This window comes from Dyadobacter sp. SRI_021 (assembly GCF_057586235.1).
In genome coordinates this window covers 496,365-515,465 of record NZ_JBYCZM010000005.1, presented here as the reverse complement: position 1 = coordinate 515,465, position 19,101 = coordinate 496,365, and the positions used below count along the sequence as shown (strand labels likewise).

Sequence of the window (19,101 nt, the reverse complement as noted above, 5' to 3'; positions counted from 1 at the left end):
TAATTGAAAGAACCATGATACTCACCGAGACGATTCCTGCTAGCTTGATCTTCGAAGAACTCGACGGACGCCCCTTGTACCGCAAGGGTTACAAGAAGGTACTGGAAAATAAATTGTCTCCGGAAGAAGTTATGGGCTGCAGTTTTTTACAGGCGCTGGTCGTCAGTATTGTTTTTCCTTATCTTAAGGAAATGTTGAAAGGTAAACAGTACTGGGTGCTTTGCAATGAATCCGGACTGCACGTTTCGCGTGGAAACAACCTGACTAACGATATTGCCGTTTTTGAAAAGGCGACAATCAAGGATGTCTTCTCAAAAAAGTACCCCGACGTACCTCCGAAAATCGCGATCGAGGTAGATGTGAAAATCGAGGCAGATCAGTTCCCTAGTCCCGAGGAGTATATTTCTCGTAAAAGCGAAAAAATGATCGAATTTGGTACCGAACGGGTGATCTGGATTTTGACAGAAAATCGTAAGATCATGGTAATGGGCAATTCACGCGAATGGACTGTCTATGAATGGGAGGAAATGATCCCCGTTTTTGATCAATACCAATTTTGCCTGAATGATCTTTTGAAGCAGGAGGGCGTAATTTAGAATAACAAAGTAATCTATACTAAAACAGGCTGCCACATTTCAAATATGGCAGCCTGTTTTATTTTTGATCAGCATTAGTTTCGCGGTCCTCCTCCGCCGCCGCGGTTATTCCGGCGGTCTTCGAGCATGGTTTTGTATTTTTCCGTTTGTTCTACGGTGAGGATTTTGCCGAGTTCGGTATTGAAAGTCTCCATCGAGGCCCGCATTTGCTCGCGGTCCATGTTTTGAGAATCCCTTAATTCCTGCATTTTCTTGGCGCGGGCGAGGCTAAGGTCGTATACTTTTTTCTGCTGATCATCCGAAAGTTTGAGGTTTTCGGTCAAAGTCTTGGTCTGGTTCTCGGCGCGCTGCTCGGGCGTTGCATTGCCCCCGCGTTGCGCGAAAGTTGTGAAGCTTACAAATGCCAGTAAAATGGCTAACAGTGATTTCCTCATGGTCAAAAAAGTTTAGATACCCGGGTTAGATATAAAAAGGTGCGGCAAGTTTAATGCGCTATTTAAATTTTCGACTGAGTATCTGGACAGCGAGCGCGACGGCAATGGCACAGGTATAACTCATCAGCGTGCCTACCAGCACGTATTCTGATTTCTTGCTGATATATGCCGGAGGAATGCCCGGTTCTGTTGACTTATCGTTGTACCTCAACAGTGATTTGGCGGCGATGAGGAAGCCGATGGCCGAATATTGATTGACTAATACAAAAACAAAAATGAGCAGCCGCTCAGACATACCTATCCAACGGCCTGCGCTGACAAGGTTATCGTCTGCTTCCGGCGCAAGTTTACTGAGTTCCTCCCGCCAGGGTTTGGTCAGAATGCCTACCAAAAACGAAATGGGCGACAATGAAAGCAGCGCCCCGGATAAGGCTGCCAGGGTTTTAGGCGTATTAAACCATGTGATGAGGGCTTCAAAGCCAATAGATATGTTGCCGGTCAGAATGAGCGCGATAAATGCAATGGTAGCCAGGTGTGCTGCCTGATCGGCGATAAACCAGGTGAGAGAGCCCTTCTTGTCAAATGATATTTTGACAAGATCGATCACTCCGTGCGCTATGCCGAGTGCAATGGCCGGGAGCGGGTTTTGCCATTGGTGCAGGGCAATATAGGAGACGATTATGACGAGCAGTATGTGGAAATACAAATACCGGGATTTGTATTTTTTCTCCTTTTTGTCGGTTACCCACCTGGTAGGCTGCCAGTAAAAATCTACGAGAACGTGTGCCAAAAGAAGCAGCAGAAATTCTGTCATAGCCGTTTAGCGTTTGGTGTATAGTGATAATTGCTTTGGAAAGGTAGTAAGAAAACTATCAATAGCCCACCATTTTGACGCAGCAACCCGCTGGCTTGCTGCGGGCTGGCTGATGGATAGTATCTCGGCTATCTGGGTCACATTTTTGCCTAACAAGAGCGCTTCAATTACCTGGCTTTGAGCTATCGTCCAGTTTTCGATGACTGTTTCGAGCAAATCCAGTGTCGCCGATAAAGGCTCCGATGGTCTGGGGAGCGCGATACCGATCCTGGCTTTCTGCTGGCGGATCGTATCTGCCAGGCGTCCCGAAAGCCTGAAGGCCTCGCCATCGGATGTGCCCGGGCGGTCGGTGAGTTGCTCGGTATGGCCAATACCAATGGCTACGCGCATGTCCGCATTGAGGGCGTGCTTACGCATGCAGGCCCGTGCGAGTATGGCCATGCGCATGGCTTCGTCGGGATTTTTCAAAACGGCCTGAAAGCTGTCGCCGCGGTATATTTCCGGTTTCAGCGCCCAGTTAAAAGCCTGATTTTGATGCAAAATAGCCAGTAATTCTTCCAGCCATGTGGTCGATTCCTCGTGCGAAAACTGCGTGGAGTTTACCATATCAGCGGTTATAACCGCCCGGAATGCTTTCATGGGTATAAGGTTTTTTGCTTATAATGGTCAAATATAAGTTAAAAGCCTTATATTTTAAATATATAAGCTAAAAACCTTATATCTATCCTATATAAGGGAAAAGCCTTATGCTTTTAGAAACAGATTCGCCAGATGAGCCCATTCTTCTTTCAGACTTCCTTTATACACCTCTGCACCAGCACGCCGGTACCAATATCCTGCATTGAAAGCATCGCCTTCGACGCGGTGCAAATAGGCGTGTAAACGATCGTAGGCCTGAGTTCCCTCCCGGCTTTGGGCGATATTATGAGCTGCTTCCCAATCGCCATTGGCGTCGTGCCAAAGTGCTTCCAGGAGGACCGGAAGGCCTTTGGGAGGAGTGGGTTGGGAAATCGATTCCTGGAATTGTTCGAATGTCATAATCGGTGGAAAGATGGTGAACAACGGTGAAAACAGTTGCAAGATACGCCTCAGAGCCCTGATTTACCGATTTTACTTGTATATTGTAAGGCACAATTGTAATTAAGACAACAATATATGTTTAAACAATTATCAACGATATTAGGCTGCATAACGCTGGCGGTGTATTGCCACGCACAGGAGACTTTTCCGAGAAACGGCGCCTATGATGAAAGAACAGGGCGTTACGCTTTCACAAATGCGACGATCGTGGTGGACCCGAAAACTACCATCGAGAATGCCACGATGCTGATCGAAGATGGTGTGATCCGGGAAACTGGTAAGCAGGTGAAAATCCCCGCCGGTACGGTTACAGTCGATCTGAAAGGTAAATTCATTTACGCATCACTCATCGAACTGGATTCTGACTACGGCATGCCCGAAGTGAGAAGGGCGCAAGGCGGTGGCGGCCGGCAAACCCCTCAATTGGAATCGAATAAGAAAGGTGCATTCGGTTGGAATCAGGCCATTCAGCCCGAAACGGATGCCAGTGCTCTTTTTACACCCGATTCTAAAAAAGCAGGCGATTTGAGGAAGATCGGTTTCGGTACCGTACTGGTACATTCACACGACGGTATTGTCCGCGGAAGCGGCGCGCTCGTGACTCTTACCGACGAACCAGCAAACAAAGCCATGCTTAACGGCAAAGCATCGGCCCATTTTTCTTTTGGCAAAGGGAGTTCATCACAAACCTATCCGTCGTCGGGAATGGGCGTGGTGGCGCTTTTGAGACAAAATTACTACGATGCCGACTGGTATGCGAAAGGCGGGAGCAAAAAGGAAACCAACCTATCGCTCGAAGCATTCAATCAGATTAAAGCGCTGCCTTCATTTTTTGAAGCAGGTGACAAATACAGTATCCTCCGGGCTGACAAGATCGGAGATGAATTTGGAATACAATATATTATTCGCGGAGGAGGAGACGAATATCAGCGGATTCAGGAGATAAAGGCCAGCAAGGCAACGCTGGTGTTACCGCTGGTATTCCCGGATGCCTATGATGTGACCGACCCGTGGGATGCGGAAGTGGTAACTATGAGTCAGCTGAAACACTGGGAACTGGCGCCACGTAATGCATCGGAGGTTGCGAAAGCGGAGATTCCTTTTGCATTGACTACCGCGGGATTGCGGAATAAAGCCGATTTCTGGAAAAACCTGCGGACAGCCGTTGAATATGGCTTGCCTAAAGAAAGAGCACTGGCCGCGCTCACCACCCTTCCAGCCTCGCTGGTCAAAGCCGATAACAAGATCGGAAGCCTGAAATCAGGAATGCTGGCCAACTTTATCATTACTTCGGGAGATTTGTTTTCGAAAGACAACATAATCTACGAAAACTGGATCCAGGGCAAGAAATTCGTGCTAACGGCATTGGACGCGCCAGACATCAGGGGTACTTACTCGCTGTCGCTGAACAACCAGCCTGCCGGAAAGTTACAGATCACCGGATCTCCGGAAAAGCCCGAATACAAGATCACGGTACACGACTCGATCAACATCACCCCCAAAATTATCCTGGCGAATGCATTGCTTACATTGAGCTATCAGCAAGACAAAAAAGTGGGTGGTACGACCCGTCTCACCGGTTGGTTGAGCGGAAACGGGTTCAGCGGGGAAGGAGTGTTGCCTGATGGAACAGTTATTCCGTGGAGCGCCGCGTTTACGGAAAAGAATACAACAGTGGCTGCCGCTGATACCACTAAGCCGAAAAGCAAAGAAACTGGGCCAATTGTGTATCCATTCGTAGGCTACGGAAACGAAACATTACCTGCGAAAGAAACGGTATTGATCAAAAATGCGACGATCTGGACGAACGAAAAAGACGGTATTTTGCAAAATGCCGACGTGATTGTGCAGAACGGCAAAATTGCCAAAGTAGGGAAGGGCCTCGCAGCACCGTTAGGAGCAAGAACGATCGATGGAACAGGTAAGCACCTTACCAGCGGGATTATTGATGAACACTCGCATATTGCGCTTTTCAGCATCAACGAAGGCGGGCAATCCAGCTCGGCAGAGGTGCGCATGAGCGATGTGATCAATCCTGACGATATCAACATTTACCGACAACTGGCGGGCGGCGTTACCGCCTCGCATTTGCTGCACGGCTCAGCGAACTCGATCGGCGGGCAAAGTGCGATGATCAAGCTGAAATGGGGAGCAAGCCAATCGGAAATGCTCATCCCGGAGGTGAAAACGATCAAATTCGCATTGGGTGAAAACGTGAAGCAGTCGAACTGGGGCGATGTGCAGCGTGTGCGTTTCCCGCAAACGCGTATGGGCGTGGAACAAATCTATTTCGACCATTTTCTGCGTGCGAAAGAGTATGCTGCCAGTTGGAAGAGTTACAATGCAAACGCTAAAAAGGCGAATATCGCGCCACCCCGCCGCGATATCGAGCTTGATGCACTGGCGGAGATACTCAATAACGAGCGCTTCATTACCTGCCATTCCTATGTGCAATCCGAAATCAATATGCTCATGCACGTAGCGGACTCACTCAAATTCCGGATCAATACATTTACTCACATCCTGGAAGGTTACAAACTCGCCGACGGTATGCAGAAACGGGGTATCGGCGGCTCGACGTTTGCCGATTGGTGGGCCTATAAAATGGAGGTAAAAGAGGCGATTCCATACAATGCGGCATTGATGTATCACGAAGGTGTGACGGTGGCGATCAACTCCGACGATGCCGAAATGGCCCGTCGCCTGAACCAGGAAGCTGCCAAGACGGTGGAGTATGGCGGCGTTCCGGAAGAAGAGGCCTGGAAAATGGTCACTTTGAATCCTGCCAAACTGTTGCATGTCGACGACCGCATGGGAAGTGTGAAGGCTGGTAAGGATGCCGACCTGGTACTGTGGAATGCAAACCCGCTTTCGGTATATGCTAGGCCCGACTTCACGATGGTCGAAGGCGCGATTTATTTTGACCGCAAAAAGGATGAAGAGAAACAGAAATCCATTGCCGTGGAGCGTGAAAGGCTGATCCAGAAAATGCTGGGTGAAAAAGCAGAAGGTAAACCTACGCAAAAACCGGAAGCGATTAAACCACATATGTGGCATTGCGAAGACGTAGTGGGAATTCACGCAGAGCATGTTGATATCCATGCCGGTAAATAACTGTTTCAGGACATTCAAATTGATTTTTATGAAAAGATATAAACTGATCGCCGGTCTTCTGCTGGGACTGACAGCCGGAGCGCAAGCGCAAAATCCGGCCCCGGCGAAACCGCAAACCAAACCGGTAGTGCTCACCGGTGCTACGATACACCTGGGAAACGGGGAGGTGATCCAGAACGGCGCTATCGCGTTCGACAAAGGAATCATCACGCAGGTAGGGCCGACGGCTTCGGTAACAAGCCCGGTCGGCGCCGAAACTGTCGATGTGAAGGGAAAACATATTTTCCCAGGCCTGATCTCCCTGAATACGACCGTCGGGTTGCAGGAAATTGCGTCGGTAAGGGCTACGCTCGATTACCGTGAGGTAGGGGAGATCAATCCGCACGTGCGTGCGCTCGTGGCTTACAACACCGATTCGGAAGTGATACCAACCTTGCGGGGTAATGGGATCCTGGTATCGCAGGCCGTGCCGCAAGGCGGTGCGATCTCTGGCTCGTCATCCGTTTTTTACAGTGACGGATGGAATTGGGAGGATGCGGTATTGAAAAAGGATGATGGTATCTGGCTAAGCTGGCCTGCTTTTCTGGCAGGGAATTTCGATAACGAGACTTTCACGTATTCCATCAAGCGAAACGACAAGCGTCAGGAGGTAATAGATCTCTTCAAAAAGACATTTGCCGAGGCAAAAGCTTACGCTGAAATCGCCAATCCAAACCCTGTAAACCTTCGCCTGGAAGCGATGAAGCCGCTTTTTGCAGGTACGGCCAACCTTTACATCCGCGCCGACTACGCGAAGGATATTATCGAGTCGATCCGTTTTGCGCAGGAAGCAGGTGTGAAAAAGATCGTCATTGCAGGTGGTAACGAGTCCTACAAAGTGACCGCCTTTTTGAAGGAAAACCAGGTTCCCGTAATTATCAACACCACACACCGGCTGCCGGAAGGTGTCGACGAAAACGTTTACCTTCCCTACGAGCTGCCGGGAATACTCCACAAGGCGGGTGTAAAAGTAGCTATTACCTACGCAGATGAATGGTGGCGTACACGCAATCTCGGTTTTCTGGCCGGTACCGCATCCGGCTTCAGCGGGGTAACCTCGGAGGAAGCATTGCAATTTGTTACACGTAATGCAGCCGATATTATCGGTGCCGGGAAGCAGGTAGGAACGCTCGAAAAAGGCAAGCAAGCTTCTCTGCTCATTTCTGATGGCGATATCCTCGATATGCGTGGCAATATGATTCAAGCGGCATATATCCGCGGTGGAAAGGTCAACCTCGACGACAAGCAGAAGCGACTTTATGAGAAATATAAGGACAAGTATGGAAAGAAGTAGCCAGTCAAAAAGTCAATAGGTCAGGAATTGAAAAGCCATCCGTTTGTATAGCGGATGGCTTTTGTTTTTAGTGATTTGGATTTATGTATTTCAAAATATCAACCTTGCCGAAATCTCTGTCATTGTCCGCTATCAATGTCAAATTGTTGACAATTGCCGTTGCGGCGATAAACGCATCTGGAAGTTTCAATCTGTATTTCTTCCTGACTGCTATGGTTTGATCAACAATGGCACGGTTCAAATCCAGGACGGTAGAGCCGCTTATGAACATCTCGTAAACCACTTTGTCCATCATGTCACTAGGCTCCCAAACACGCAATTCAATCTCCGTTATCAGTGAAATAATTGATTCATTATCAATGATCCCGTCTATAAAATGTAGCCCGGACAGGGGTAATGTGGCATTCAGATACTTAATAACCGCGCTGGTGTCTATCAGATATCTCTCTTCCATTCATTCCTTAGTGTGTTTAACTGTGAATCAATTTCTTGATTTGTCATTGGCGACTTGATTTGTTTTCTCAATTCTGAAAGCGGTCGCCGGTTCCGGAGAACCTTGATCAAGTGCATTTCCTCCATATCCAATAGAAGTTTTAACGCTTTATCGTCCGTGATTTCTATTTCAATGGTTTTCATGGTCCGACCAGTTTGTTTCAAAAATCAATTTACAAAAATACAATCAACTTTCTCCCACCAGGTAAATCCCATCATCAGTAATGCGGATAATACCCTGTTTATACAGCCCGCCGATCGCCTTTTTGAATACTTTTTTGCTGATTTTAAGTCTATTGTAAATAGCCTCGGGTGATGAGCTGTCGGAAAGGTTCAGAAAGCCCTTGCCTTTTTTGACTTCTTCCAGAATTTGCTTCGCTACCGGCTCTACGACGTCGTAGCCCGTCTTTTGGAGGCTGATATCCAGCTTATTTTCCTCACGGATTTTTTTGACATAACCTTTCAGCGTATCACCGATTTGCAATGGCTGAAATACCTCGTTGGCGTAAACGAGGCCCTTGTGGTATTGGTTCACGACCACATTATAGCCCAGATCGGTTTTCTGCCATACCAGCAAATCCACTTCTTCACCTTCCGCTACGGTGAGCCGGTCGTTTTCAAGGAATTTGTCGATTTTGGCGGAGGCCAGCAGGCGTTGCGATTTCTGATCGAGGTAGAGGAACACGACGTGCCATTCGCCAATCTCCATCGGCTTCGGCTGCTCACGGAAGGGTACGAAAAGATCCTTAATGAGTCCCCAATCGAGGAATGCTCCATATTCGGAAACATCTTTCACTTCCAGGAATGCAAACTCGTTACGGATGATTTTGGGCGTCTGCGTGGTCGCTACGGGCCGGTCTTCCGAATCGAGATACACGAACACTTTGATCTGGTCGCCGACCTGCATCTCGTCCGTGATATATTGATTGGGAAGCAGCACTTCTTCACCTTCTACATCGCTCAGGAACATCCCTACGCTGGTAACCCGCTCGATGGTCAGGTAATTGTATTTTCCTATAAATAGCATTATTCAAATAACGAGGTTCGGATACAAAGGTAGCGCTTTCGCGTCGATTTACTCTTCATCGTTCATTTCACCTTGCTTATCCATATTCTGTTTCTCCTTCGAGCGGTTCAGGCGATAGGATAAAGTGAGCAGAAACTGCCGTGGCCGCCATTGGAATACCAAGTAGAATAATAGCCGGCATTCCAGGTAATGCTGCGGCGCCTTTACGAATTGAGCTCCGTCTCGTTCTCGCTGTGCGTAACCGTGAGCGCGTTGTTCATGTCAAAATCCGGTATTCGAGTCGCGATTTGTTGTCATTTTGTGATTTGCGGACTGACAACGTGGCGGTAATAGTATTATGATTATTCAAAAGAATTGCATGCCAGCGCCACTACTCTTGGGAAACGTCTATCTGATTCATTTGCTGGGCTTTTTGAAGCATTTCCATACTCCCAATATCAATCCAATATCCCGTTGTCTGCGGCACGCCGACAACATGCAACCCCGCATGCAGCGCCGATTGAATGAGTTGCCATCCTTCATAAGGGATGCCCTTGGGCAAGAGATTGAGGACTTTTTGATTGAATAGATAAATTCCCGCATTGACCATAAACTCGTAATCCGGCTTTTCGACAAAGCTTCCGATGCGGCCATTCGCGTCCATATCAAATACTCCGTAGGGTACTTTGACAACATTGGGTACGGTCAAAACGGTCGCATCGGCGTTCCGGGAAAAGTATTCGGTGCACAGGTTTCCGACATTGAAATTGGAATATACATCTCCATTAATCACCAGGAAATGCTCGTGCGGCCAGCGATGTTTCAGCGTCAAAGCGCCGACGCTGCCCATTGGACTGTGTTCCTGAATATACCGGATCGAAATGCCCAGCTCGCTGCCATCGTGCAGGTAGCCTGTCAGTTGCTCGGCCAGATGCCCCACTGAAATGTGCATTTCACGAAAGCCTGACATGGTCAAATGATCAATCAGATGCCGGATAATGGGCTTTCCGCCTACCGGAATGAGCGATTTGTGGGTGCTATCGGTCAGCGGTTTCAGACGGGTGCCTTTGCCACCTGCCATAATGATGATATTCACAGGCCATTGGCCCATTTCAGCGGTCCGGAGCATATTGCTTAATTTTTGATGCTATTCAAAAGGTTCCCGACAGCTTGGCTGACTCTTTGCAGCTGCTCGTCCGTTATGGATGTTGAGCAGGGTAGCATGATTCCACGCCCGGATACCTGGGATGAAACATTCTCATGTGTGAGATACACATCCTCCCGGAATACCGGAAGCTCATGAATCGGCGTCCACAGCGGTCGCGTTTCAATATTTTCGGCTGCCAATCCTGCAATCAGGCTTCGGCTTTTGTCGACCAGCATGGCGGAATGCCAATAGTTGGAATCGGTGCCGGGCGTTAATTGCTGAAATGCAACCTCATATTCCGCGAACGCCTCATGATAATGCGCAGCAACCTCCCTTTTCCTTTCCAGAAAATCAGGCAGTTGCTCCATTTGCGCACAGCCCATAGCTGCAAGCGGGTTTACAAGGCGGAAATTGTAGCCGAGTTCGTCGTGAATATATTCGGTAAGATGGCTTTTAGCCTGGGTAATGAGGTGTCGCGCGCGTTTGGCCAATGTATCGTTATGCGTCAGGATAGCTCCGCCGCCAGCTGTGGTAATGATTTTATTGCTGTTAAAACTCATGGTCCCCAGCAGGCCGGACGTGCCCGAATGCCGACTGTTTTGAAATGTCCCCAGCGAGCATGCCGCATCTTCCACTACCGCCAATGCAAATTGTTCTGCAATACCGTTGAGCCGATCCATTTCACAGATGTTTCCCAGCAGGTGTACCGGTATCACTGCTTTAATGCGCCGGTGGTTTTTGCGGTGGAAGCACCCGCCGCTATTTTGATAGGTATGGTTTTCAAGAAAATCCTGCACCAAATCCAGGTCCATCAGCCATGTATGCGGGTCGATATCAACCATTATAGGAGTTGCTCCGAGATACTTTACCGCATTCGCGGTGGCTACAAAAGTGAGGTCCGGGACGAGTACGAGGTCTCCTCTTTCCACTCCCGCGAGTGTGAGCGCAACCTGCAATGCGCTCGTGCCATTGGATATACCTATTACGTGCCTTGCGCCCGTATAGTCGGCCAATTGCTGCTCGAATCGGCGCAGGAAACTGCCGCCCGACAGCCAGTTGGAATCGACGGCTTCGGCCATGTACTGTTTTTCGCGCCCATTCAAGTTGGGCTCACAGAGGGGGATCACAGGAGAGCTATACGTTTCCATAGCGTGCATTCATCGGTTCGCTGATTACCTGTTCGCGGAATAGCGAGGCTATTTCCGTGATACCGTTCGGGACTGTTTTGGTGATGGTAAAGCCGAGTACGTTTTTGATTTTATCACAATTCACTTTGTAATCGCGTGGGTCGGTGACTACGGGATGGTAATTCACTTGGAGCGAAGGGATCGCTTTGCCGATCTCGGCCGCCAGCATTTTCTTGGTATAGTTCTGCGAAGTATCTCCCACGTTGAATGCCTCCCCGTCCACTTTTTCCTGATCGGCTGTGAGCGTCATTTTTACAGACCGGGCCAGGTCGCCCACGTGGCAATAGGGACGCCAGAAGTTTTCGCCGTAGATCAGCAACGGCTTTCCCAGTGCCGCGTCGCGCGTGAATTCATTAACCGTGAGATCAAACCGGGGGCGTGGCGATATGCCATAAACCGTAGAAAAACGAAGGATAGTGCGCGTAATAGTGCTGTTTTTCTGGTCAAACAAGTATTTTTCAAAATTGACTTTCGTCTCCGAATACAATGAAATCGGGTTCAGTTCAGCAGTTTCGTCGAGCAGAGCGTCGGCGATAGCCATTTTGCCATAATTACTGCAAGTGGAGGCAAATACGAACCGGTCGATTCCGGCCTCTTCGCAAAGTTCGTACAGGCGTACGGATGCATGCCAGTTCACTTCCAGCGCCAGTTCCGGATATTTCTTGCAAGGCGGCTCACCAACGATTGCGGCGAGATGGCACACATAATGTACCCCATTTAATGCTGCCCGGATATCGTTGTCGTTCCGGAGGTCGCCTTTGATAAAACGGAATGCCGGGTTTCCCCAGAAGCTCAACAACGATTCGCCACCGAATGAGAGGTTATCAAGTACGACCACCCGAAACTGGTCCTCCAACAGGATTCGGACCAGTTCGGAGCCAATGTAACCTGCGCCGCCTGTTACCAGCACCGTTTTGGCTTGTTGATTAATCATATGCAGATACTTTATGAAAAGATTGAATAAGTTCTTCGGTGATGATGTCTGGTGACCATTGATCGATGATCGCCTTGCCGTTAGCGCCCATTTGCCTGAACTTTTCGGGATGGCTCATAAACCATTGTAGTTTGCCGGCAAATTCCTCTTGATTGCAAGGGTCGAACCGGAAGCCATTGAGCCCGTCGATGACGAGGTCGGTGGCGCTTCCGCACCGTTCGGACACGAGTACTGGCATCGAGTATACCATAGCCTCGTTGGTCAGGAAGCCGAATGGCTCAAATGTACTCGGGAGCACGGCCACGTCGGCCAGTGTGTAACGAATCGGTACCTCATACCATTCGCAGGGCTCCATCCAATGCACTTGTTCGCAGCCCAGCGAGCGAATCAGTTCTTGTAGCCGCGGTTTCTGGCTTCCCTCACCGCTCAGGATCAATCCCCATTCGTTACCGTTTTTCGAGCGATTTTTGGCTTCATGAAAAGCCCTGATTAACATGTCCAGGTTCTTGCGTTCCACGAATCTGCCCGCATACAGGAAATTAAAGCGCGGCAGGCCGGCTTCTGTTTTCCTGCGGTCGCGCAACGCCAGCTCGCGTGTGAAGATTTCCAGCAGGGCATCGTTATCAACACCCACATTTTTGGTGCTGAGAATGCGTTCGCGGTTCACATCCAGTTTCAGCGCGTATTCGGCGGCTTTCTGTCCGAGGCAAACCAGTGCGTTGCATTGTCCGAGAAAGGCCTTTTTCAAGCCTTCTTTCCACCAAATCCTGCGTCTGCTGATTTCGCTGCTTTCGAAATCCAGCACGACTTTTATTTGGTTGATTTTACAATAGCCCAATACAAACCAATAGGATGGGTCGTAATAGCCATTGAGATAAACGATTCCCGGCTGGTGGTGGCGGAGTGCGGCGAGTAACTTTTGTGTTTTTTGAATATGCCCGATCTGTTCGATGGCTTTGCCGGGAAACAGGACCTGGTAAGGATAGGTATGAACGCTCAGGTCCGTTTTAAGTCCGAGCCGGCTCAGTTCGCTGAAAGCTAGTTGCAGCACAAAGAAGTCGTTTCCTTCCTGATGCAACCTTTGGTGAAGTTGGGTAAAAACCCTGGCCTTGTAATGCGACCAGAGGATATTGTGGATAGCCAGTACCTTCATTGATTTCGGATTTCAGTCTTGCAAAGCCCGGCTCTTTCGAGCCGTTACATTCTGGACAGGACTGTTATGGAAATCAATGCACGTCCCCGGAAAAATTTTGATACCGGGGACGGTCAATGGCCTTATTGAAGCGTATTACTAAGTCTTTTTAGTTCAATCTCAGCAGCTTTGGCGGCATAGTTCAGGTTGATCAGCCTGTAACCTGCTTCTTCAAAACTGCGTTGCGCTTCGCGCACGTCGATGATCGTTGCCTGGATCAGCTCAAAGCGCTGGAGGGTCAGGTTGAGGAGTTGTTTGCTGAGCGCGTAGTTTTTCTTCTGGTTTTCCAGCTGTTCGATAGAGCTCTGGTAGGTCTGGTACATCTTAACCGCGTTGGCGCTGTAATCACGCAGCAGCGTGTTTTTTTGCAATTCGGCCGTTTTTGTGTCGATCTCAGCGGCCTGCTTCTGGCGTTTGAATGCCGTGCCGTTGTAGATCGGGACCGCGAGTGTGAGCCCTGCTTGCGGACCTACCACCCGGTTGAGCAGTGTAAGACCAGCGGCTGTCTGGTTGCGGGAAAAGTTATAAGCTGCATTGAAACGGACCGTAGGGTAACGCAGCGCCGATGTTTCTTTGACAATCAGTTCATTGATTTTGATTTGATGGTCGGCCGCTTTAACGTCGGCATTCGCAGCTAACCGGTCCAATATGGTGGACAGTTGCATATTGTTGTCCACTGTAATGGTGTCCTTGATGGTGACCGCCGACTTGGGATCAAGCGTAAGTGTACGAAGCAGTTCCGTTTTGGCGACTTGCGCCACCATTTGCTGGTTCAGGAGAGTCTGATTGAGTGTATTCAAATCGATTTCGGCCTGAAAAATATCCGCATTGTTGGCCATACCGGCTTCTTTGCGAACCCGCAGGATTTCGAGGCGCTTCTCAGAAGCGATAATGGATGTGCGGATCGTATTGATGTAACTCAACTGGCGAACTACGTCGTAATAGCTCGTCATAACCAGCGCAATTGTATTCTGGATTTGTGAATTGAGTACTTCAGAACTTTGGTATTGCAGTTCGGCCAACCGTTTTTTGGTAGCTACTACCCGTTTTCCATTATACAGGAGCATTCCTACCGCAAGGTTTGCCTGCGTGTTATTTCCCGCGGCGGCGTTACGGCTGATTTCCACACCGGTGTTCAGTTTCTGGTTTACCTGAGTGATTTGCTCGGTATTGGAAGCGTTGAGGGCTACCGTCGGCAAGCCGCCCGCTACGCCGTAGTTGTTCAGGATGGTATTCGCATCGACATTATTTTTGGCAATCTCAATTTCGTAGCTGTTTTTGAGCGCAGTAGCCACGGCCTGTTCGAGTGTAAGCGCCAGTGTATCGGCAGGCTGTGCGATGCCCCGGGCTCCGACCCAGCCGGTTGTGCAGCAAAGCAAAAGGAGAATGAATGTGTACTGGTATTTTTTAAAAAAGGTGAGCGAGCCCATGTAAAAAACAATAGTTGATTTTGTTAAAAAAAATATCCTTTAAGCCACAAGCTCCTCTGCCATTTTCTGCTCTTCCGTCACCTTGTGTTTTTTGGGTGAAATGAACGTGTAAATCGCCGGGATCACAAACAGCGTCAGGATCAGCGAGAACATCAGACCACCAACGATCACCACCCCCAGCGGTACGCGGCTCGTCGCCGCCGCTCCGAGGCTCAATGCGATTGGTAACGCACCGAATGCGGTTGCCAAGCTCGTCATCAAAATAGGGCGCAAACGCTGCGTTGCCGATTCGATAGCCGCAGCCATCCGGCCCATGCCCTGTTCGCGTTTCTGGTTGGCAAACTCCACAATGAGGATACCATTCTTCGTCACAAGCCCGATGAGCATAATCATCCCGATTTGAGAGAAAATATTGATGGTTAATCCAAACAAATACAAGCTTAGCAACGCACCTGCCAATGCTAATGGCACGGTGATCATGATAATGAACGGGTCGGTGAAGCTTTCAAACTGGCCGGCAAGCACCAGGTACACGAGTAAAAGCGCCAGCCCAAATGCGAAACTGGTATTGGAAGAACTTTCCTCGAAGTCGCGGGATGGACCTGTGAGTGACGTCTGGAAGGATTCGTCGAGCAGCTTGGCTCCAATCCTGCGCATGGCTTCCACACCGTCGCCAATCGTTTTGCCTTCCACGAGCGATGCGGAAATGGTAGCGCTTTTGTAGCGGTTATAGTGATAAATAGTCGGCGGGCCGCTCTCTTCTTCCATATGCACAACGGCGGTGAGCGGAATGCTTTCGCCGCGGTTGTTACGCACATACAATTTCTCGATATCGGCAGGTTTGTTACGCTCCGAACGTTCCACCTGGCCGATTACCTGGTATTGCTGGCCATTCATGATAAAGTAGGCCAGCCGGCGACCGCTGAATGCAGCCTGGATGGTGGCGGCTACATCGGTTGTAGAGAGGCCCAGGTCACGTGCTTTGAGACGATCGATGGTCAGGCGTACCTCCGGTTTGTTGAATTTGAGGTTCACATCGACATTCTGGAATGTCGGGTCCTGTCTTGCTTCGTCGAGGAATTTCGGAAGAACTTCACTTAGTTTGTCAAAATCGAGGTTTTGCAACACAAACTGAACCGGAAGGGAGCCCCTTGAACCGATACCCACGGAAATCGTCTGCTCCTGCGTTGCGAATATGCGGGCGTCATTGAACCGCGACATCTTCTTGTTAATTTCCTGTGCGATGTCATTCTGACTTCTCCTTCGCTGGTCGGAGGGGACAAGGCCGATACGAGCCGTAGCACTGTTCACGCCGCCCCCGCCGAAGCCGGGTGTTGCCGAGAAAGTAAATGCTTTTTCAGGAATAGAATCATTGAGAAAATTGCTGAGCTGGTCGGATACCTGCTGCATTTGGTCAAAACTGGTACCCTCCGGCGCCGAAACGCTGAAACGGACACTGTTTCGATCTTCCATCGGCGCGAGCTCACTTTGCAAATGGGTGTAGGTAAACCAGATGAGCACACCGCAAGCTACGACCAGAACCCACGAAATCCAGCGTGCTTTCATAAATCCGCGGAGCATTCGGTTGTAGCCGTCTTCCATTCCGGTAAAGAATGGCTCTGTTTTGTTATAAAACCAGCCATGACCTGCATTTTTGCGGTTCAGCACTACATTCAGTACCGGTGTGATCGTCAACGAAACGAATGCGGATATCAGTACCGCGGAGGCTACCACGATCCCGAATTCGCGGAAAAGACTTCCCACAAAACCTTCTAGGAAAATTACGGGAAGGAATACCACAGCCAATGTCAGCGAAGTTGAAATAACTGCAAAGAAGATTTCCCGGCTACCTTCCAATGCCGCCTGCCGGATCGGTAAACCGCTTTCCAGTTTGCGGAAAATGTTTTCCGTGACGACAATACCGTCATCGACCACCAGACCTGTTGCGAGCACGATGCCTAGCAGCGTGAGAATATTGATCGAAAACCCGCACATGTACATAATGAAGAACGTCGCCACGAGCGATATCGGAATATCGATCAATGGGCGGACGGCCACGAGCAGGTTCCGGAAGAAGAAGAGGATCACAATTACCACGAGAGAGAATGCGATGATCAGCGTTTCTTCTACCTCTTTGATAGATTGCCGCACGAGGCGGGTATTGTCGATCAGTACGTTGAAGGTAATGTCCGATTTATTGGATTTCTGGATTTCCGCGAGGCGTTTGTTGAATTCGTCGGAAATCTGCACGTAGTTGGCACCGGGCTGCGGGATTACCGCCAGACCTACCGCATACATGCCGTTGTATTTCCAGCTTTGTTCCTCGTTTTCGGGGCCCAGTTCCACTTTGGCTACATTACCGAGCCTCACGATTCCCGAGCTGTCATTGCGGATCACGAGGTCATTGAATTCCTTCTCGCTTTTCAGACGGCCCATGGTTCGGATCGTCAACTCGGTATTGTCGCCGTAGATTTTACCCGCGGGCAATTCCACGTTTTCCGAAGCAAGAGTAGTGGTAATGTCGTTGAAGGAGACGTTGTAGGAGCTCATCCGGTCGGGATTCAGCCAGATGCGCATGGCGTAGCGCTTTTGCCCGAAAATATTGATCGCACTTACACCGTCGATCGTTTGCAGGCTTTGTTGGAGGACGTTCTCGGCATATTCACTCAGTTCGAGCAAACCTTTCGACGGGCTTTGTACGGCCAAAAGGAGAATAAAATCGGAGTTGGCGTCAGCCTTACTTACCACCGGGGGGGCGTCGATGTCCTGCGGGAGGTTGCGGACAGCCTGGCTCACCTTGTCGCGCACGTCGTTGGCGGCGCCTTCGAGGTCGGATTTCAGGTTGAATTCTACGGTAATGTTACTCGAACCAATCTGGCTCGAAGAGCTGATACTCTTGATACCAGGGATACCGTTGATGCTCTTTTCGAGCGGCTCGGTAATCTGGCTCTCGATAATGTCGGCATTGGCACCGGTGTAGCTTGTCCGCACGTTCACGATTGGCGGGTCGATGGCCGGGTAGTCCCTCAGTGAAAGGAAGTTATATCCTACCACACCAAAAAGGATGATGAGCAGGTTCATCACGACCGCCAGAACGGGCCGTTTCAGGGATAGTTCTGAAATATTCATAGCAGGGGTTTCAAAGGAATGGTCACTGCAACAAGCGCCGCAACGGCGATTGTTACTTACTCGCTACATTCAGGTTTCTAACACTTCTCACTTTCACAGGAGCATCGGGACGGGCAAAAAGTACACCCGAAACAACCACCGTATCGCCGACATTCAGGCCTTTGGTTACTTCTACCACATCTTCCCTGCGGTCGCCGGTTTCTACTTGTGCAAATACGGCCTTACCCCCTTTCACGGTCACGACTTTCTTGCTGCGGGCTTCCGGAATAATGCTGTTCGAAGGAATAAGTATGCTATTTTTATTGTTGCTGGCAGTGATATATACTTTTGCAAACGAGCCGGGGCTGGTATTGCCAGAGCTCAGCACCGCGCGAACCGTCAGGTTACGGGTGGTTTGGTTCACTTGTGGTTCGATAGCCAGAATGCGGGCGGTTTCATATTTACCAGAAGCCTGGTCGAGCATTACTTCCACGGTGCCGCCTTTGTTCACATATTGCTGATAGCTCTCTGGAACCGTGAAATCTATCCGCAGATTGGAGAGTTGCTGCATCGTGGCGATTACACTCTGGGGCGTCACATACGAGCCCGCACTCACCTTGCGCAAGCCTACCACACCTGTGAACGGCGCCTTGATGATCGTCTTGTCGATCAGCGCCTGGGTATAGGCCATGTCCGCTTTGAGGGTATTGACATTGTTGAGGGCCAGGTCATAATCCGCCTGGTTGATACCGTTCACGGCGATCAGCTGTTTGAGCCGCTTTTCGGTCGTTTCCGCGAGGTCAAGCTGTATTTTCGACCGGTTGAGCTGGGCAAGGAGGTCGGCGCTGTTAATCCGGGCGATCACCGTTCCTTTTTGGACCGTTTTGCCTTCCGGTACATCGAGGAAAGTCAGCAATCCGCTTACTTCCGGCCGCAATTCTGCGAATTCGTTGGCCACGATGGTACCATTCACTTCTACCTTGTCACTTACCTTCTCGGATTTCGCAACGATCACATCCACGATGGTGGGGCCTCCACCGCCTTTTTGTTGAAAAGTATCCTTTTTTTCTCCGCACGAAAGCGTAATAAAGAGCGAACCGGCAATGAAAAGTGAAGACAGAGGTTTGGTTAAGTTTGGCATTCCTTCTGCACGGGCAGATCTGGCGATAACATTCATAGGGTTGGTTAACCTGGCTTAAATTGGTTTAGGAGTCTGACGGACTAAATGCGTCCT

The 19,101-nt window shown here is 49.7% G+C and carries 17 protein-coding genes; 3 read left to right on the top strand and 14 right to left on the bottom strand.

The genetic code is table 11. The annotated features are described in order from the left end of the window. The first annotated feature begins 14 nt into the window (after window positions 1–14). Window positions 15–596, top strand: a complete 582-nt coding sequence (locus tag AC2YIT_RS18385) for a Uma2 family endonuclease (RefSeq protein WP_487280114.1) — start codon at window positions 15–17, stop codon at window positions 594–596. Window positions 597–670: 74 nt separating this feature from the next. Here AC2YIT_RS18385 and AC2YIT_RS18380 read toward each other — a convergent pair whose 3' ends face one another. The 4 genes from AC2YIT_RS18380 to AC2YIT_RS18365 all read right to left on the bottom strand — a co-directional run bounded on the left by AC2YIT_RS18380 (window position 671) and on the right by AC2YIT_RS18365 (window position 2,882). Next, window positions 671–1,030, bottom strand: coding sequence for a DUF4890 domain-containing protein (locus AC2YIT_RS18380; protein WP_487280113.1), 360 nt, complete (start codon window positions 1,028–1,030; stop codon window positions 671–673). A 58-nt stretch (window positions 1,031–1,088) separates the two neighbouring features. Then, entirely contained in the window at window positions 1,089–1,844 is a 756-nt protein-coding gene (locus AC2YIT_RS18375; protein WP_487280112.1) for a DUF3307 domain-containing protein, read from the bottom strand. 6 nt (window positions 1,845–1,850) lie between these two features. Further along, entirely contained in the window at window positions 1,851–2,483 is a 633-nt protein-coding gene (locus tag AC2YIT_RS18370; protein WP_430850979.1) for a hypothetical protein, read from the bottom strand. 105 nt (window positions 2,484–2,588) lie between these two features. Continuing rightward, the gene (locus AC2YIT_RS18365) at window positions 2,589–2,882 is read right to left on the bottom strand and encodes a hypothetical protein (protein ID WP_487280111.1); all 294 of its coding nucleotides are present in this window, start codon (window positions 2,880–2,882) and stop codon (window positions 2,589–2,591) included. 117 nt (window positions 2,883–2,999) lie between these two features. Between AC2YIT_RS18365 and AC2YIT_RS18360 the strand changes: the two genes are divergently transcribed. Both AC2YIT_RS18360 and AC2YIT_RS18355 read left to right on the top strand, forming a co-directional pair. Then, the gene (locus AC2YIT_RS18360; protein WP_487280110.1) at window positions 3,000–6,038 is read left to right on the top strand and encodes an amidohydrolase family protein; all 3,039 of its coding nucleotides are present in this window, start codon (window positions 3,000–3,002) and stop codon (window positions 6,036–6,038) included. 28 nt (window positions 6,039–6,066) lie between these two features. Continuing rightward, the gene (locus AC2YIT_RS18355; protein WP_430850985.1) at window positions 6,067–7,371 is read left to right on the top strand and encodes an amidohydrolase family protein; all 1,305 of its coding nucleotides are present in this window, start codon (window positions 6,067–6,069) and stop codon (window positions 7,369–7,371) included. Between the two features lie 67 nt (window positions 7,372–7,438). On the opposite strand, the gene AC2YIT_RS18350 is transcribed toward AC2YIT_RS18355, so the two are convergent. The 10 genes from AC2YIT_RS18350 to AC2YIT_RS18305 all read right to left on the bottom strand — a co-directional run bounded on the left by AC2YIT_RS18350 (window position 7,439) and on the right by AC2YIT_RS18305 (window position 19,044). Continuing rightward, entirely contained in the window at window positions 7,439–7,825 is a 387-nt protein-coding gene (locus AC2YIT_RS18350) for a type II toxin-antitoxin system VapC family toxin (protein WP_430850987.1), read from the bottom strand. Beyond that, window positions 7,807–8,007: a hypothetical protein gene (locus tag AC2YIT_RS18345; RefSeq protein WP_430850989.1), complete on the bottom strand. Its 201-nt coding sequence runs from the start codon at window positions 8,005–8,007 to the stop codon at window positions 7,807–7,809. The genes AC2YIT_RS18350 and AC2YIT_RS18345 overlap by 19 nt, the downstream gene beginning before the upstream one ends. A gap of 43 nt (window positions 8,008–8,050) precedes the next feature. Next, entirely contained in the window at window positions 8,051–8,890 is an 840-nt protein-coding gene (locus AC2YIT_RS18340) for a CvfB family protein (protein WP_430850991.1), read from the bottom strand. Between the two features lie 370 nt (window positions 8,891–9,260). Next, entirely contained in the window at window positions 9,261–9,998 is a 738-nt protein-coding gene (locus AC2YIT_RS18335) for a nucleotidyltransferase family protein (protein ID WP_487280109.1), read from the bottom strand. A 5-nt stretch (window positions 9,999–10,003) separates the two neighbouring features. Next, window positions 10,004–11,164: a LegC family aminotransferase gene (locus tag AC2YIT_RS18330; protein ID WP_487280108.1), complete on the bottom strand. Its 1,161-nt coding sequence runs from the start codon at window positions 11,162–11,164 to the stop codon at window positions 10,004–10,006. Then, a complete protein-coding gene (locus AC2YIT_RS18325; protein WP_487280107.1) occupies window positions 11,151–12,137 on the bottom strand; it encodes an NAD-dependent epimerase/dehydratase family protein in 987 nt (328 codons plus the stop codon). The genes AC2YIT_RS18330 and AC2YIT_RS18325 overlap by 14 nt, the downstream gene beginning before the upstream one ends. After that, entirely contained in the window at window positions 12,130–13,290 is a 1,161-nt protein-coding gene (locus AC2YIT_RS18320; protein WP_487280106.1) for a glycosyltransferase family 4 protein, read from the bottom strand. Before AC2YIT_RS18320 ends, AC2YIT_RS18325 begins: the two co-directional genes overlap by 8 nt. Before the next feature lie 122 nt (window positions 13,291–13,412). Beyond that, window positions 13,413–14,759: a TolC family protein gene (locus AC2YIT_RS18315; protein ID WP_487280105.1), complete on the bottom strand. Its 1,347-nt coding sequence runs from the start codon at window positions 14,757–14,759 to the stop codon at window positions 13,413–13,415. 39 nt (window positions 14,760–14,798) lie between these two features. Further along, window positions 14,799–17,888, bottom strand: a complete 3,090-nt coding sequence (locus tag AC2YIT_RS18310; protein ID WP_430851003.1) for an efflux RND transporter permease subunit — start codon at window positions 17,886–17,888, stop codon at window positions 14,799–14,801. A gap of 52 nt (window positions 17,889–17,940) precedes the next feature. After that, window positions 17,941–19,044, bottom strand: a complete 1,104-nt coding sequence (locus AC2YIT_RS18305; protein ID WP_430851005.1) for an efflux RND transporter periplasmic adaptor subunit — start codon at window positions 19,042–19,044, stop codon at window positions 17,941–17,943. Between the last annotated feature and the right edge of the window lie 57 nt (window positions 19,045–19,101).

Coding starts and splice junctions, on each gene's coding strand:
- AC2YIT_RS18325 (WP_487280107.1), bottom strand. CDS start 12,137: ATGATTAATCAACAAGCCAAAACGGTGCTGGTAACAGGCGGCGCAGGT.
- AC2YIT_RS18355 (WP_430850985.1), top strand. CDS start 6,067: ATGAAAAGATATAAACTGATCGCCGGTCTTCTGCTGGGACTGACAGCC.
- AC2YIT_RS18310 (WP_430851003.1), bottom strand. CDS start 17,888: ATGAATATTTCAGAACTATCCCTGAAACGGCCCGTTCTGGCGGTCGTG.
- AC2YIT_RS18315 (WP_487280105.1), bottom strand. CDS start 14,759: ATGGGCTCGCTCACCTTTTTTAAAAAATACCAGTACACATTCATTCTC.
- AC2YIT_RS18350 (WP_430850987.1), bottom strand. CDS start 7,825: ATGGAAGAGAGATATCTGATAGACACCAGCGCGGTTATTAAGTATCTG.
- AC2YIT_RS18385 (WP_487280114.1), top strand. CDS start 15: ATGATACTCACCGAGACGATTCCTGCTAGCTTGATCTTCGAAGAACTC.
- AC2YIT_RS18370 (WP_430850979.1), bottom strand. CDS start 2,483: ATGAAAGCATTCCGGGCGGTTATAACCGCTGATATGGTAAACTCCACG.
- AC2YIT_RS18380 (WP_487280113.1), bottom strand. CDS start 1,030: ATGAGGAAATCACTGTTAGCCATTTTACTGGCATTTGTAAGCTTCACA.
- AC2YIT_RS18360 (WP_487280110.1), top strand. CDS start 3,000: ATGTTTAAACAATTATCAACGATATTAGGCTGCATAACGCTGGCGGTG.
- AC2YIT_RS18330 (WP_487280108.1), bottom strand. CDS start 11,164: ATGGAAACGTATAGCTCTCCTGTGATCCCCCTCTGTGAGCCCAACTTG.
- AC2YIT_RS18365 (WP_487280111.1), bottom strand. CDS start 2,882: ATGACATTCGAACAATTCCAGGAATCGATTTCCCAACCCACTCCTCCC.
- AC2YIT_RS18305 (WP_430851005.1), bottom strand. CDS start 19,044: ATGAATGTTATCGCCAGATCTGCCCGTGCAGAAGGAATGCCAAACTTA.
- AC2YIT_RS18345 (WP_430850989.1), bottom strand. CDS start 8,007: ATGAAAACCATTGAAATAGAAATCACGGACGATAAAGCGTTAAAACTT.
- AC2YIT_RS18375 (WP_487280112.1), bottom strand. CDS start 1,844: ATGACAGAATTTCTGCTGCTTCTTTTGGCACACGTTCTCGTAGATTTT.
- AC2YIT_RS18340 (WP_430850991.1), bottom strand. CDS start 8,890: ATGCTATTTATAGGAAAATACAATTACCTGACCATCGAGCGGGTTACC.
- AC2YIT_RS18335 (WP_487280109.1), bottom strand. CDS start 9,998: ATGCTCCGGACCGCTGAAATGGGCCAATGGCCTGTGAATATCATCATT.
- AC2YIT_RS18320 (WP_487280106.1), bottom strand. CDS start 13,290: ATGAAGGTACTGGCTATCCACAATATCCTCTGGTCGCATTACAAGGCC.